The following is a 14,820-nucleotide window of genomic DNA, read 5'->3' on the forward strand; positions in this document are numbered from 1 at the left end:
GTCAGCCGAGATATCCCTTCTTCAGCAGATAATCGAGAATCCGCTCCGCCGCCGCCTCGGCGGCGAGCGCGCCGCCGGCGATGGTGATCTCGGCGTGAAGCGGAGGCTCGTAGGGGCTGTCGATGCCGGTGAAATTGCGGATCAGGCCGGCGCGGGCGCGCTGGTAGAGGCCCTTCACGTCACGTTCCTCCGCGACCTCCAGCGGGGTATCGACGAAGATCTCGACGAACTCGCCCTCCTCGACCAGTTCACGGGCCATCTGCCGTTCGGCGCGGAACGGGGAGATGAAAGAGACCAGGACGATGAGTCCCGCATCGACCATCAGCCGAGACACTTCCGCGACGCGCCGGATGTTCTCGACGCGGTCGACATCGGTGAAGCCGAGGTCCTTGTTGAGGCCATGGCGGACATTGTCGCCGTCGAGAAGGTAGGTGTGCTTGCCGAGCGCGGTGAGGCGCTTCTCCACCAGATTGGCGATGGTCGACTTGCCGGCGCCGGAGAGGCCGGTGAACCACAGCATCACCGGCTTTTGGAGCTTCAGCTCGGCCCGGCTCGCCTTGGAGACGTCGAGTGCCTGCCAGTGCACATTGGTCGCCCGCCGCAGCCCGAAATCCACCATCCCAGCGCCGACCGTCTGGTTGGACATGCGGTCGATGACGATGAAGGCGCCGGTCTGCGGAATCGCGGCGAAGGGGTCGAGCGCGACGGGATCGTGGGTGGCGACGTTGACGACGGCGACATCGTTGAGCGACAGGGTCTTGGCGGCAAGCTTCTGGAAGGAGTTGACGTCGATCCGGTGCTTGATCTCGGTCACCGACATGCCGACGGTGCGGGTGCCGATCTTCATCAGATAGGGCCGGCCCGGCAGCAGCGGCTCCTCGTGCATCCAGATGAGGTGGGCGGCGAACTGGTCGGACACTTCCGGCCGCGCCCCGGCCGCCGCGATCACGTCGCCGCGGGAGGCGTCGATCTCGTCTTCGAGGGTGAGGGTGATGGCCTCGCCGGCGCCGGCTTCCGCCAGTTCGCCGTCGGCGGTTACGATGGCGGCGACGCGCGAGGTCGCACCAGACCCGGCCACGACCACCGGCTCGCCGACCCGCACCGTGCCGGACGCCACCGTGCCGGAGAAGCCGCGGAAATTCAGGTCGGGGCGGTTGACCCATTGCACCGGCAGGCGGAACGGACGCGTATCGGCGCCGCTTTCGACGTCCAGCGTGTCGAGATGGTCGAGCAGCGAAGGGCCGTCATACCAGGGTGTATTGGCGCTGCGGGCAATCACGTTGTCGCCGTGGCGGGCCGAGATTGGAATCGGCACGAGGGTGCGGAAACCGAACTCCGCCGCGAAGGCGCGGTAGTCGGCGACGATCCGGTCGAACACGGACTGCGAATAGTCCATGAGGTCGATCTTGTTGACCGCCAGCACCACGTCTTTCAGCCCGAGCAGCGAGACGATGAAGGAATGCCGGCGGGTCTGGGTCAGGATGCCCTTGCGGGCGTCCACCAGGATGACCGCCACGTCGGAATTGGAGGCGCCGGTCGCCATGTTGCGGGTGTACTGCTCGTGGCCCGGCGTGTCGGCGACGATGAACTTGCGCCGTTCGGTGGCGAAGAAGCGGTAGGCCACGTCGATGGTGATGCCCTGCTCGCGCTCGGCGGCGAGCCCGTCCACCAGCAGCGCGAAGTCGAGATCCCCGCCGGCGGTGCCGTGCTTGCGTGAATCGGAGGCCAGCGTCGCCAGCTGGTCCTCGAACAGCAGCTTGGTGTCATAGAGCAGTCGGCCGATAAGGGTCGACTTCCCATCGTCCACGCTGCCGCAGGTGAGGAAGCGCAGCAGCCCCTTGGCCTCGTGGGCCGCGAGATACTCGGCGGTGCCGAACGGCGCGATGGCTTCGTTCATCAGAAGTATCCCTCGCGCTTCTTCTTTTCCATCGAAGCGGCCTCGTCATGGTCGATGAGGCGGCCGGCGCGTTCGGAAGTCCGCGCCAGAAGCATCTCGCCGACGATGGCCTCCAGCGTGTCAGCGTCGCTTTCGATGGCGGCGGTGAGCGGGTAGCAGCCCAGCGTGCGGAAGCGCACCCGCTTCATCTGCGGCACCTCGCCGGGCGCCAGCGGCAGGCGCTCGTCGTCCACCATGATGAGCTGGCCGTCGCGCACCACCACGGGGCGCTCGGCGGCGAAATACAGCGGCACGATGGGGATGTTCTCGGCGAGGATGTACTGCCAGATGTCGAGTTCGGTCCAGTTGGAGAGCGGGAACACACGGATCGATTCACCGGGCCGGACGCGGGCATTGTAGAGGTTCCACAGCTCCGGCCGCTGGCTCTTCGGGTCCCAGCCATGGTTGGCGGTGCGGAACGAGAACACCCGTTCCTTGGCCCGGCTCTTCTCCTCGTCGCGCCGGGCGCCGCCGAACGCGGCGTCGAAGCCGTGCAGGGTGAGCGCCTCCTTCAGCGCTTCCGTCTTCATGACATGGGTGTAGAGCGAGGAGCCGTGATCGAACGGGTTGATGCCCCGGGCGACGCCGTCCTGATTGGTGTGCACGAGGAGCTTGAAGCCCAGCCGCGCGGCGGTGGCGTCGCGGAAGGCGATCATCTCGCGAAATTTCCACGTCGTGTCGATGTGCATCAGCGGGAAGGGCGGCGGCGAGGGATGGAACGCCTTTGCCGCCAGATGCAGCATGACGGCGGAGTCCTTGCCGATGGAGTAGAGCATCACCGGGTTGCGGAATTCCGCCGCCACCTCACGCATGATGAAGATGGATTCGGCTTCCAGACGCCTCAGGTGCGTCATCCGTTCTGACGACATCAAATCCCGCCTATCTACCAGCGACTTATTGCGAATCGTCCGGCGGGCGAATGTCTGCTTCCACCGCGGCGGCGGGCGGTGGCGACCATTCGGCTAGGAGGACGCCAGGGCAGAGTCCCGCGGCGAGGCCCAAGGCCAAGCCATGCTGCGAGCATCAATCCTGTGCCAATCATGTAAAGGCGGCCGGCGCCGGGGTCAATATCTCACAGATAAAAATCGTGATCGCTCAATAATACCAAAAATTCATGGTGATCAATTTACATTTCCGCAGTGAGAATGGAGATGCCGTCCACCATGCCCGACGACCGGTCAGCCGACCGTCGGGCCTTGTGAGCCTGGGCGCCCGGGAATTCGGGCGTGCTCTATCGATAATTTGGAGACTGATTCACCGATCAGGCCCTAGAGCAGCGCCTTGGCGAGCAGCATGTGGACGCCCTTGTTGCCGTCCACCATCTGGGTCACGCGCAGGTTTCCCGCCAGCGAGCACAGCATGTAGGCCTGGTTGCGCGAGAGATTGGTGCGCTCGCACACATGCTTCACCATTTCGCGCGTCGCCTGCTTGGCGGCGTCGTCGAGATCCTCGTCGAGGCCGATCGACATCAGGTGCGTGGCGCTTTCGGCAAAGGGCCAGTCGAGCGGCATGTCCTTGCGCAAGGTGAGGCGGAACGTACCGGTGACGCCGGTCTCCAGCGCCGTGATGCACACCTCGCCATCGCCCTGCACGCCGTGCCCGTCACCGGCGAAGAACAGCGCGCCCTCGTTGAACACCGGCAGATAGAGCGTGGTGCCGGCGCGCAGTTCCTTATTGTCCATGTTGCCGCCGAAGGCGCGCGGCACTGGCGAGCCACAGCGGCCCCAGGCCGGTGGCGGGGCGGTGGCGATGATGCCGAAGAACGGGTCGAGCGGAATCTCGGTGCCCCAGGGCATGACGCAGACATTTTTCGCATGGTCGACGACGGGATGGATGGTTTCGTAATCGGTGAACTCGTCGGGCAGCGTGCCGAGCAGCGGCAGGATGGAGACGAAGCCCCAGTCCTGGCGCACCTTTACGTCGAGAATGTCCACCTGCAGGGTGTCGCCGGGCTTGGCGTCCTGCACATAGACCGGGCCGGTGATGAAATGGGGGCCGGGACCCTGCGGCAGGGTGTCCAGCGCCGCCATGTAGTCGGCGGGAACGGGCAGGGTGTCCGGCAGCGTCTCCTTGCCGCCGGCGGGGAAGGAGTGCAGCGTCACCACATCTCCGGAGGCCACCTCCAGCACCGGGGGCGTGGTGCTGTCGAGATAGCCCAACACCATGTTCTCCGGCGTGGCGGGGATTTCGAAGCGGCGCGACATGGGGAACTCCTGAGGGTCGACGGGATAAGGGTTCAGACGGCGATGAAGCGGGAGAGGTGGTCGCGGGTCATTGCCTCGGCGCGACCGGCCTCGACGACCGCCCCGCGCGAGAGGATGACGAAGGCGTCGGCGGTGTCGATGGCAAAGTCGAGATATTGCTCCACCAGCAGCACCGAGACGCGCCCCTTCAGCGCGCGCAGCACTTCGCCAATGGCGGCGACGATGTTGGGCTGGATGCCCTCCGTCGGTTCGTCGAGGATGAGCAACCGCGGCTGCGTGACCAGAGCGCGCGCAAGGGCGAGTTGCTGCTGCTGGCCGCCGGAGAGCGCGCCGCCGGGCCGTTTCCACATCTCGCGCAGTACCGGGAAGAGGTCGATCGCCTCCTCCATGGCCTGCGTGCCATAGGTGCCATGGGCGCGGGCGGCGGCCTCGACATTCTCGCCCACCGTCAGTTCGGAGAAGATCTCGCGGCCCTGCGGCACATAGGCGAGGCCGGCGCGGGAGCGCCGGTGGGCCGACCAGCCGGTCGCATCTGCCCCGTCGATGCGCACCGTACCGGCAGCGGGAGGTATCAGCCCCATCAGGCACTTCAGCAGGGTCGACTTGCCGGCGCCGTTGCGCCCGAGCACGGCGAGGCATTCGCCCGGCGCGATCTCGAAGCTGATCTGCCGCAGCACCTGCGCCGAGCCGTAATGCTGATCGAGGGTTTCGACGTGGAACTCCATGGCTAGCGTCCCAGATAGACGTCGACGACCGCCGCGTCGGCGCGGACATGGGCCATCGAGCCCTCGAACAGTGTGCGGCCTTCATGCAGCACGGTGACCCGGTCGGCGATGCGCTCGACGAAATCCATGTCGTGCTCCACCACCACGATGGCGCGGTCCGGCCGCCTGAGCGCGCGCACCAGCGCCGCCGTGCGCTCCGTCTCCTCGTCGGTGAGGCCGGCGACCGGCTCGTCGAGCATCAGCACCTTGGGGTCGGAGGCGAGCACCATGCCGATCTCCAGCCACTGCTTCTGCCCGTGCGACAACTCGCCGGCGAGGCGGCCGGCCTGATCGGCCAGCCCGACGATCTCCAGCACCTCATCAATACGATCCTCCAGCGCCGGAGCGTCGAGACGGGCGCGAAAGCCGACATCGGCGCCGATGGCGATGTGCCGGCGCACGCTCAACCCCTTGAAAACACTGGGTTTCTGGAACTTCCGGCGCAACCCCGCGCGGGCGATGGCGGCTTCACTTATCTCGGTCAGGTCGGTGGCCCCATCGAAAAGCACGCGGCCCTGCTTCGGCCGGGTGATGCCGGAGATGACATCGAGCAGGGTCGTCTTGCCGGCGCCGTTCGGGCCGATGATGGCACGCACCTCGCCATAGTCGATGGCCAGCGACAGGTCGTCGAGGGCGCGGAAGCTGCCGAATCGCACGGTCACGCCGTCGACGAGCAGTGCGGTCAGGCTCATGGCCGCGACTCCCCGAGATCGGCCGCCAGCCGCTTGGCTCCCATGGGGCGCACGAACTTAAATTTCGCGATGTCCATCAATCCGTTAGGGAAGACCAGCACCACCAGCACGATGAGGCCGGAGAGGATGAACGGCCAGATTTCCGGCGCGGCGGAGGACAGCCAGAACTTGACCGCATTGACCAGCAGGGCACCGATCACCGCCCCGACCAGATGCCCGCGTCCGCCAATGGCGACCCAGACCGCGATCTCCAGCGACAATTCGGGCGAGAGCACGCGCGGGTTGATGATGCCGACCTGCGGCACATAAAGCATGCCCGCCAGCATGGCGATGAGGGCGGACAGGCACCAGACGATGAGCTTGAGCCGCAACGTTTCGTAACCCATTGTGCGCAGGCGGGTTTCGTCGTCGCGGGTGGCGAGCATCAGCGCCCCGAAGCGGCTGCCCACGAGCCAGCGGCAACCCAGCAGAACCCAAGCCAGCACCAGCAGCGAGGCGACGGCCAGCGCCGTGATCATGCCGGATGTGCCCATCGGCCAGCCGAACAGAACCGTGAAACCGGTCATGCCGTTATTGCCGCCGAAGCCGGTGTCGTTGCGGAACATCAGCAGCATGGCGACATAGACCAACGCCTGGGTGATGATGGCGAAATACACGCCGCCGACCCGCGAGCGGAACGAGACATAGCCGAAGATGCCGGACACCAGCAGCGTCACCACCACCGCCACTGCCAGTGCATAAGGGAAGAACTCGAACCCCGCCCAGTAGAACGGGAAGTCCTTCCAGCCCATGAACTGGAGAAAATCCGGCACCGTGGCGGTGATCTCGAAGGAATGCTTGAGCAGATACATCGCCATGAGGTAGCCGCCCAGGGCGAAGAACAGTCCGTGGCCGAGCGACAATATGCCGAGATAGCCCCAGATGAGATCGAGCGAGATCGCCAGCACGGCGAAGGCGGCGAGCTGGCCGATGGCGTTGGCGAGGTAGCGCGACAGCGCGAACTCGGTTCCCGCCAGCCCCGCCATGGCCATGGCGACGAGGATGATGAGGCCGATGAGGAGGACGATGGGGCTGGTGGGACCGATACGGCTCATTTGCGGCGCCCCTTCACGGCGAACAGGCCCTCGGGCCGCCATTGCAGGAAGGCGATGATCATCAGGAGCACGATCACCTTGGCCGCCACCGCGCCCCAGAGCGGCTCGATCAGCACATTGATCTGGCCGATGCCGAGCGCGGCGACGACGGTGCCGGCGATGGTGCCGACCCCGCCGAGCACCACCACCATGAAGGCGTCAATGATGAAGTTCTGGCCCATTTGCGGGTTCACCGAATAGATCGGCGACAGCGCCAGCCCGGCGAGCCCGGCGAGGCCCGAGCCGAGGCCGAACGCCATCATGTCGACCCGCCGGGTGGGGATGCCGATGCAGGCGGCCATGTCGCGGTTCTGCGTCACCGCGCGGATGTTGAGCCCGAACGGCGTGCGCCGCACCAGCGCCCAGGTCAGCGCCAGGGTGAGGGCGGCGAAGGCAATCGCGAACATGCGGTTCCAGGTGAAGATGAAGTCGCCGATCACCGGCACGCCGCCGGTGACGTAGAACGGGGTCTCGAATTGCAGGTTCTGGGTGCCGAACACGACGCGCACCAGATTCATCAGGAACAGGCTCACCGCCCAGGTGGCGAGCAGGCTCATCAGCGGGCGCTTGTAGAGGTGGCGCAGCAGGCTGGCTTCCAGCGCGATGCCGATGGCGGCGGTGACGAGGAACGCCACCGGGATGGCGAGGATGAGGTACCAGTCGAGCAGCCCGGGCGCGACCGCGCGCAGCCCCTGCTGCACCAGCCAGGTGACATAGGCGCCGATCATGATCAGCTCGCCCTGGGCGAGATTGATCACGCCCATCAGCCCGAAGATGATGGCCAGGCCGATCGCCGCCATGAACAGGATGGAGGCGAAGCTGAGGCCGTTATAAAGCGTCGCCAGCGCGTCGCCGATAGCGATGCCGCGCTCGATGCGCGCGGTGGCGGCGTCGACGGCGGCGCGGAATTCCGGGTTCGCCTCATAGGCGGGATCGCGGGCGAGCGCGGAGATGCGGGTCAGCGCGCGGCGGCTGGGGTTTTCCGCCACGCGGCCGATGGCACGGATGCGCGCGGCCGGATCGGCGGCGTTGAGCGCGGCGGTCTGCGCCAGCGTGTCGATCTGTTCTTTCAGCCCGGCATCGGTTTCCGCTTCGGCCGCCCGGTCGAGCAGCCGTTCCGGGATCAGCGCCGGGCGACGCTCCAGCGTCTTCAGCGCGGCGGCGCGCCGGGCCGGGTCGGGCGCGCCGCGCAGGGCGAAGGCGGCGTCGCCAAGCTCGAAGACGGGACGGTTCCTGAGGCTGAGCAGGGGCGCGCGCGGCGTGCCCGTGGCCGCGCGCGGGGTGCGGGTGACGGCATCGAGCCCGCCCTCCTCAAGCACCGCGCCAGTCTCGTCGCAGCCGAGCTTGCGGTCGATGGCGGCGCGCGCCAGCGGCGCGGCCCAGGCGCGGTCCTCGTCGGAGCCGGCGGCGGCGGTCGCCGCCAGAGTGGCGCCGGCCCGGCCCATCGCGCCGGCATCGCCGCACAGCTCCTGTACCAGGCCGGCGCGGTCGAGCGCCTGCGCCTGCGCCCGCGCCGGCGGGGCGAGGAGAAGGGCGCCGGCCAGGCCGGCAAGGAGGAGAGCGGAACGCGCCAGCTTCATCGGGAACTCAAAGCCGCACACGGTGAACGGCCGGGTGCGGCGGGTGAAAGGCGGAGTGGGTCGGGGCCGCCGTCGCGGCCCCGACGCCTCGGGCGAGGAAAAGCGTGAATCCCCGGGCCAGACCCGGGGATGAGGGGTGACGACGGCCCGGTGACGTTGTGACCACGAGCCGGCGATGACGGGATGCGAGCGCCGCGGCGCCGCGCGCTCGCGGGGCCCTCCCGTCAGCCATAGGGGCTGAACGGCACGGGCTTGGGCGTGTCCTTGGACTGCCAGAGGATGTCGAAGCCCTGGGCGTCGTTGACCGAGCCGATGAACACGCCGCGGGCGACGTAGTTGTTTTCGCCGGTCATCGAGATCTTGTAGCCCGAGGGGCAGTCGAAGGTGAGGCCGGCGAACGCCTTGGAGACCTCCGGCACGTCGAACGAGCCGGCCTTGGCCGCCGCCATCGCCCACAGGTGCACCGAGTCGTAAGCGGAAACCATCGGGTCGATGGAGACCGTGCCGCTGAACGGCACGTTGTTGGCCTTCACATAGCCGGCCCAGTTGTTCAGGAACGCCTCGTTGGCCGGGCCCTTGGCGTTCTGCAGATAGGCCCAGCAATTGAGGTGGCCGACCAGCTTGGCGGTGTCGAGGCCTTCGAGGTCGGCCTCCACCATGTCGAGGCCGAGCACCGGAATGTCGGTGGCGAGAATGCCCTGATTGGCGAATTCGCGCATGAAATCCGGGATCGAATTGCCGACCACGGTGAGGATCACCACCGGCTGGCCGCCGCCCTCGTCGGCGAAGGCACGGATCTGGTTGACCAGGGTCTGGAAGTTGGAGAAGCCGAAGGGGACATATTCCTCCTTCCAGGCGCTTTCCGGGATGCCCTTGGACTTCCAGTAGCCCTTGAGCTGCTTGTTGATGGTGCGCGGCCACACATAGTCCGAGCCCAGCATGAAGAAGCGCTTGGCCGAGACGCCTTCCTCTCCCATCAGATAATCCACCGCCGGGAGCACCGAGCTGGCGGGCGGCGAGTTCACATAGACGACGTTCTTGGAGTTCTCGTCGCCCTCGAAATGCAGGGGATAGTACAGCAGGGCGTTCTCCTGCTCGACCACCGGCAGCACGGTCTTGCGCGACACCGAGGTCCAGCAGCCGAACAGGGCCGAGACCTTCTCCTGCTGCAGCATCTGCTTGGCGGACTGGGCGTAGAGCGGCCAGTCCGAGGCGGGATCGGAGACCAGCACGTCGATGGTGCGCCCGTTGACGCCGCCCTTGGCGTTGATCTCCTCGGCGGCCATCTTGACCACATAGTTCAGCCGGCCTTCGAGATTGGCCATCGTGCCGGAGGAGGAGAACAGACAGCCGAGCTTGACCGGGCCGGACTGCGCCTGGGCGCCGCGCAGGAAGGCCGGGGCACTGAGCGGGGAGGCCAGCCCGACGGCGGCAAGGCCGCTGGCCTGGAGGAGGGAACGCCGGGAGAACTTGACCATGGACCACACCTCAATGTTCGGAAGGTGCGGGAATTGTGTTGGCGCGCGCGGCGCGCGCAACTTCATATAATGTTCAGCCCTGCCCAATGCCGCGCCAGATCGCTGCCGGGGCCGGGCTTTCTGGCGGGATTGCCAGAATGCGCGCGCGTTCCGGGGCGGCGCGTACCTCGCACGGCGGACGGCGAAGCGGATGGCCGGCGGGCGCCGCAGACGCGCGGCAGGCGGCGGGGATCGGGCGCGGGGATCGGGCGGCGAGAAAGTGCATTCACCTTGCCGGGCCCTCAGTCTATAGTGCTGCTCACAGGAAGCGCACGCCGAAATTATGTGCGCCGCCTGACGCGATCGCCGGGGGCGGCGGGCCGGCCTGCGTCAGGGCACGCCTGTTCGCCAAGGTCCGTTTGCCAAGACCTATCCGTGTCCGAACCCTGAGGACGAGCCGATGCGACGTTCGCAGTTCACCGACAGCGAGATCCTCCACCTCATCCGCGAAGCCGATGCCGGGGTGTCGATCCCCGAAATATGCCGCACCGCGCAGGTGTCGCTGCGCACCTTCTACCGCTGGCGCCGGCGCTTCGGCGGGCTCGACCAGGCCGCCGTGGTGCAGATGAAGGAATTGCAGGCGGAGAACCGTCGGCTCAAATCGCTGCTGGTGAGCCTGTCGCGCCAGCAGCGCCCGGTGCCCTATGGCAAGGACGGCGAGTCGCGCCGGGGGCCCGGCCTGCAGCCGGCGCGCGCCTCGGCGCTGGCGGCGGAGCGCTGCGGCGGCGCCGTGGTCGGCCGCTTCGCCTCGGTGCGGGTGACGCGCTGAGCGCGGCCTATTGAATGAGCCGGCCATGTATCAGGTCGGCGGCGGCGCGGCGGTCACGTCGCGTTACGTCGCGACCGCCGGCAGCGCCTTCAGCGCCACGGCGAGGCGCTGGGCGAAGCGGGCGGAGGCGACCGGCAGCGTGCGGTTGCGCCGCCGGCCGAGGATGAGGCTGCCGGCCGGCACGTCCTGCGCCGCCAGCGGCCGGAACACCAGCGAGCCGTCCGGCGGCGCGCGCAGGCCGATGGGGATCTGGAAGCCGACCGCGCGCTCGTGCAGCACGTAATGGCGGATGAGCTCGAAGCTCTCGGTCTCGACGATCGGGGCGAGGCGGCGCGTGCCCCGCCGGGCGGCCTGGTCGAGCAGATGGCGCACGCCATATTTCGCCGCCGGGGCGACATGCGGGCCGTCGAGGCAGTCGCGCAGCCGCAGCTCCGGGCGGGTCGCCAGCGGGTGGTCGGCCGCCATCACCGCGTATACCGGCTGGGCGATGCTGGCGATCACGTCGAAATCCACCAGATAGATCGGCTCGAAGACGAGGGCGAGGTCGCTGGCATAGGAGGCGAGCTCGGCCTCGGCCTCGGCGCGGTCGCGCACCTTGACGGCGAAGGTGACGCCGGGATGCCCGGCGCGGTAGGCGGCGATCTGCTCGGGCAGGAAATAGGGCAGCAGCGCCTGCGAGCAGGCCAGCGAGACATGGCCGCGCCGTTCGCCCGCGAGGTCCGCCACCTGCTCGCGCACGCGGGCGAGGTCGGACAGGGTGGCGCGGTAATGCGCCAGCAGCAGCTCCCCCGCCGCGTTGAGCCGCACGCCGCCGGGCAGGCGCTCGAACAATTCGGCGCCGAAATCGGCCTCGAAGCGGCGGATACGGCGGTTCAGCGCCGAGGCGGTGAGGCTCATATCCTCCGCCGCCCGGCGCATCGAGCCGGCGCGCGCGGCGGCCTCGACAAGCTGCAATGTGTAGAGGTGGCGCATGGCGCGTCTCCCGCGAGCGGTGCCTAAAAGGCAACGCGATGGTGAAATCATAGCATTTTATCGAACGGGCCGGCGCAGGCAGGATAGCGGGCGCGTTCTCCTCGCCCGTCTGTCACTCCCGTCGTTCCTGTCCTTCCCGTCGTTCCCGCTCCGCGCCATGTCCTTTCCAAGGGGTCTGCCCGATGCCTCGCGATCTCATGTTCTCGCTCGCCTCGCTGCGCGCCGCCTATGCCGAGGGGCTGCGGCCGGAGGTGGTGGTGAAGGAGGCCTTCGCCCGGCTCGACGCCCTCGCCGACCCCGGCATCTTTCTGTTCCAGGCCCGCGAGGCGGCGCTGGCCGAGGCGCGGGCGCTCGGCGTGCCGGACGGGCGCCCGCTCTGGGGCATTCCCTATGCGGTGAAGGACAATATCGACGTCGCGCTGATGCCGACCTCGGCGGCGTGCCCCGATTTCGTCCACCGGGCCGAGGTCGATGCCGGCGTGGTGGCGCGGCTGCGGGCGGCGGGGGCGATCTGCCTCGGCAAGACCAATCTCGACCAGTTCGCCACCGGGCTGGTGGGCACGCGCACGCCCTATCCGGTGCCGCGCAACGCGCTCGACCCGGCGCTGGTGCCGGGCGGCTCGTCCTCCGGCTCGGCGGTGGCGGTGGCGCGCGGGCTGGTGGCCTTCGCGCTGGGCACCGACACCGCCGGCTCGGGGCGGGTGCCGGCGGCGTTCAACGACATTGTCGGGCTGAAGCCGAGCCTCGGGGCGCTGTCCTCCTCCGGCATGGTGCCGGCCTGCCGCACGCTCGACACCGTCTCGCTGTTCGCCTCCAGCGTCGCGGACGCGTGGGAGCTGTTCGAACTGACCGCCGGCTACGACCCCGCCGATCCCTGGTCCCGCCCGCTGCCGCGCCCGCGCCGCGCGCCGCTGCCGCGCGGCATCACCGTGGCGGTGCCGGACGCTTCGAGCCTGCGCACCTATGGCGACGAGGCGCAGGCGAGCCATTTCCGCGCCACGGTGGCGCGGCTGGGCGAGGGCGGCGCGCAGGTGCGCGAGATCGACCTCGCCCCGTTCAATGCGGTGGCGGAACTGCTCTATGGCGGCCCCTGGGTGGCCGAGCGAGTGGCGGCGGTGGGCGCGCGGCTGGCCGACGCGCCGGAAACGCTGCACCCGGCAACCCTGGCCATCCTCGCGCCGGGCCTCGAATTCTCCGCGGTCGACGCCTTCAAGGGGCTTTACCGGCTGGAGGAACTGCGGCGGGCCTGCGCGCGGGCGCTCGATGGCGCGGATTTCCTCTGCGTGCCGACCATTCCGTGTTTCGTCACGCTGGCGGAGGTGGCGGCCGACCCGTTCGGGCCGAACAGCCGGCTCGGCACCTACACCAATTTCGTCAACCTGCTCGACCTGTGCGGCATCGCCGTGCCGACCGGGCCGCGCCCCGACGGGCGTCCCGGCAGCCTCACCGTGCTGGCGCGTCGCGGCGAGGACGCACGCGCCGCGGCGCTGGCGCTGCGGGTCGAACGCGGCGGAGCGGGCGAGGCCGCGACGAACGGGATCGCGGCGAATGACGTCGCGGAAGATGAGATCGCGATCGCGGTCTGCGGCGCGCACATGGCCGGCCTGCCGCTTAATGGCGAGCTCACCCAGCGCGGGGCGCGCTTGCTGCGCGCGTGCCGCACCCGTGCCGACTACCAGCTTTATGCCCTGCCCGGCGGCCCGCCGGCGCGACCGGGGCTGGTGCGCGCGGCGGAGGGGCAGGGCGCCGCCATCGCAATGGAGGTCTGGGCGCTACCGCGTGTGGCCTTCGGTGACTTCATCGCCGGCATTCCCGCGCCGCTGACCATCGGCACGGTGGAACTGGCGGACGGCAGCGCGGTGAAGGGTTTTCTGTGCGAGCCGCACGGGTTGATCGGCGCCCGCGACATCACCGCGACCGGCGGCTGGCGCGCGGCGCTGGCGGAAACGCCCCGGAGCATTTCCCCGATTGATTGAATCGGGGAAATGCTCCGGCATGTTGAGTTCACGCGTTTTCCTGCCGCGAACCGGTATCCATTTCGCTCGAAAGCGCGCCAGCCGGCGTTCAGCGGAGCGGCTCCATCAGCTCGGCGATGCGCGCGCCGACGGCGGCGAAGGAATGGTTGCGCCGGAGAAGCCGGTAGCCGGCCAGCGCCCGCCGCGCGGCGGCGGCCGGGTCGCCATGAATGTCGCGCAGCATCTGGGCGGCATGGGCGACGCTGGGCTCGGCCCAGTGGTTGCCATCCGCGCCCGGATAGGCGCCGGGGGGCACCGGCACGATCCGGTATTCGACGGGATAGCCGGTCTCCGGCGTGATGAAATCGCGGGTTCCGCCGAAATCGGTGGCGACGACCGCCTTGCCGCGCGCCAGCGCCTCGGCACCGCCGAGCCCGAAGCCCTCCGCGCGATGCAGCGAAAGGAAGACGTCGCACGCCTGCATCAGCGCCGCCATCTCCTCGCGGGGGATGGTTCTGTCGACGACGGTGATCCGGGGGTCCTGCGCCGCGAGCCGGGCCAGATCGGCGCGGGCCTGCGGGCCCGACATGCCACGCGCCTTGACCAGCAGCCGCGCCTCCTCGCGCCCGGCCGGAAAGGCCAGCCGGAACGCCTCGATCGCCGCCAGCGGGTTCTTCCGCGCCATGGCCGATTCATAGTCGAAGAAGGTCAGGATGCGGAGCGGGCCGCGAAAGTCCGGCGGCGCGGGCGGCTCGTCCGGCAGCGCCACGGGCTGCGGCACGAGATGGACCGGGCGCTTCTGCGAGGCGACCAGCAGGTCGTGCACGAAGGCGGACGGCGCCCAGCAGGCGTCGAAACGGTCGAAGACGGGCCGCAGGTGCTCGGGCGCCCTCGGCAGTTCCCAGGACGTGTAGTGAATGTTGACGGCCCCCCGGCAGAGCCGCGCGGCCATGTCGGGCAGCGAGAGCACGCCGGAAACCGTCAGCGTCGCCGCGTGACGGGCCGGCTGCCCGAGGCGCGCATCGAGCGAGCGGTCGGCGTCACGGCCGGGGAGCCAGATGTCGATCGGGCTGGTCGGCAGCCCGGCCGCATCGACGGCGCGGACGATCAGACGCGCGGCCTCGCCCAGCCCGATCTCCGAGCGCAGATAGCCGACGACGTCGAGTCCGAACGCCAGCCGCCCCGCGTGCAGCCAGCAGGGCGTCACCGCACGGGGCGGGCAATTGGCCGGCACGCGCAGCCATTTGCGCATCCGGCGGATGAGGCCTTGTTTTGCCATCGGGACTCGCCGGGCGGGA

General features: G+C 68.8%; 12 protein-coding genes. 2 read left to right on the forward strand and 10 right to left on the reverse strand.

Translation table 11 applies throughout. From position 1 onward, the window contains the following. Position 1: 1 nt before the first annotated feature. The 8 genes from cysN to KHC23_RS15050 form a co-directional block, all read right to left on the reverse strand. On the reverse strand, positions 2-1,897 hold the full coding sequence (gene cysN / locus KHC23_RS15015; protein ID WP_213373469.1) for a sulfate adenylyltransferase subunit CysN: 1,896 nt from the start codon (positions 1,895-1,897) through the stop codon (positions 2-4). Beyond that, complete coding sequence (cysD, locus tag KHC23_RS15020; protein ID WP_271188696.1) at positions 1,897-2,826, reverse strand: sulfate adenylyltransferase subunit CysD; 930 nt, start codon at positions 2,824-2,826, stop codon at positions 1,897-1,899. Before cysD ends, cysN begins: the two co-directional genes overlap by 1 nt. Positions 2,827-3,204: 378 nt before the next feature. Next, entirely contained in the window at positions 3,205-4,140 is a 936-nt protein-coding gene (locus KHC23_RS15025; RefSeq protein WP_213373471.1) for an acetamidase/formamidase family protein, read from the reverse strand. Between the two features lie 32 nt (positions 4,141-4,172). Further along, positions 4,173-4,865: an urea ABC transporter ATP-binding subunit UrtE gene (gene urtE / locus KHC23_RS15030; RefSeq protein WP_213373472.1), complete on the reverse strand. Its 693-nt coding sequence runs from the start codon at positions 4,863-4,865 to the stop codon at positions 4,173-4,175. A gap of 2 nt (positions 4,866-4,867) precedes the next feature. After that, positions 4,868-5,596 carry an urea ABC transporter ATP-binding protein UrtD gene (gene urtD, locus KHC23_RS15035; RefSeq protein ID WP_213373473.1) on the reverse strand — a complete coding sequence of 243 codons (729 nt, stop codon included), beginning with the start codon at positions 5,594-5,596 and terminating at the stop codon, positions 4,868-4,870. Next, positions 5,593-6,690: an urea ABC transporter permease subunit UrtC gene (gene urtC / locus KHC23_RS15040; RefSeq protein ID WP_213373474.1), complete on the reverse strand. Its 1,098-nt coding sequence runs from the start codon at positions 6,688-6,690 to the stop codon at positions 5,593-5,595. Before urtC ends, urtD begins: the two co-directional genes overlap by 4 nt. Continuing rightward, entirely contained in the window at positions 6,687-8,309 is a 1,623-nt protein-coding gene (gene urtB / locus KHC23_RS15045) for an urea ABC transporter permease subunit UrtB (RefSeq protein WP_213373475.1), read from the reverse strand. The genes urtC and urtB overlap by 4 nt, the downstream gene beginning before the upstream one ends. Before the next feature lie 224 nt (positions 8,310-8,533). After that, positions 8,534-9,787 (reverse strand): transporter substrate-binding protein, encoded by a 1,254-nt coding sequence (locus KHC23_RS15050; protein WP_213373476.1) that lies wholly within the window; start codon positions 9,785-9,787, stop codon positions 8,534-8,536. 439 nt (positions 9,788-10,226) lie between these two features. Here KHC23_RS15050 and KHC23_RS15055 point away from each other — a divergent pair, with 439 nt between their 5' ends. Then, on the forward strand, positions 10,227-10,595 hold the full coding sequence (locus tag KHC23_RS15055; protein WP_213373477.1) for a transposase: 369 nt from the start codon (positions 10,227-10,229) through the stop codon (positions 10,593-10,595). A 63-nt stretch (positions 10,596-10,658) separates the two neighbouring features. On the opposite strand, the gene KHC23_RS15060 is transcribed toward KHC23_RS15055, so the two are convergent. Beyond that, positions 10,659-11,567, reverse strand: coding sequence for a LysR family transcriptional regulator (locus KHC23_RS15060; RefSeq protein WP_213373478.1), 909 nt, complete (start codon positions 11,565-11,567; stop codon positions 10,659-10,661). 182 nt (positions 11,568-11,749) lie between these two features. Here KHC23_RS15060 and atzF point away from each other — a divergent pair, with 182 nt between their 5' ends. Then, complete coding sequence (atzF, locus tag KHC23_RS15065) at positions 11,750-13,543, forward strand: allophanate hydrolase (protein WP_213373479.1); 1,794 nt, start codon at positions 11,750-11,752, stop codon at positions 13,541-13,543. Between the two features lie 88 nt (positions 13,544-13,631). Here atzF and KHC23_RS15070 read toward each other — a convergent pair whose 3' ends face one another. Beyond that, positions 13,632-14,801 (reverse strand): glycosyltransferase, encoded by a 1,170-nt coding sequence (locus KHC23_RS15070; RefSeq protein WP_213373480.1) that lies wholly within the window; start codon positions 14,799-14,801, stop codon positions 13,632-13,634. Between the last annotated feature and the right edge of the window lie 19 nt (positions 14,802-14,820).

Source organism: Ancylobacter dichloromethanicus (assembly GCF_018390645.1).
GTDB lineage: Bacteria > Pseudomonadota > Alphaproteobacteria > Rhizobiales > Xanthobacteraceae > Ancylobacter > Ancylobacter dichloromethanicus.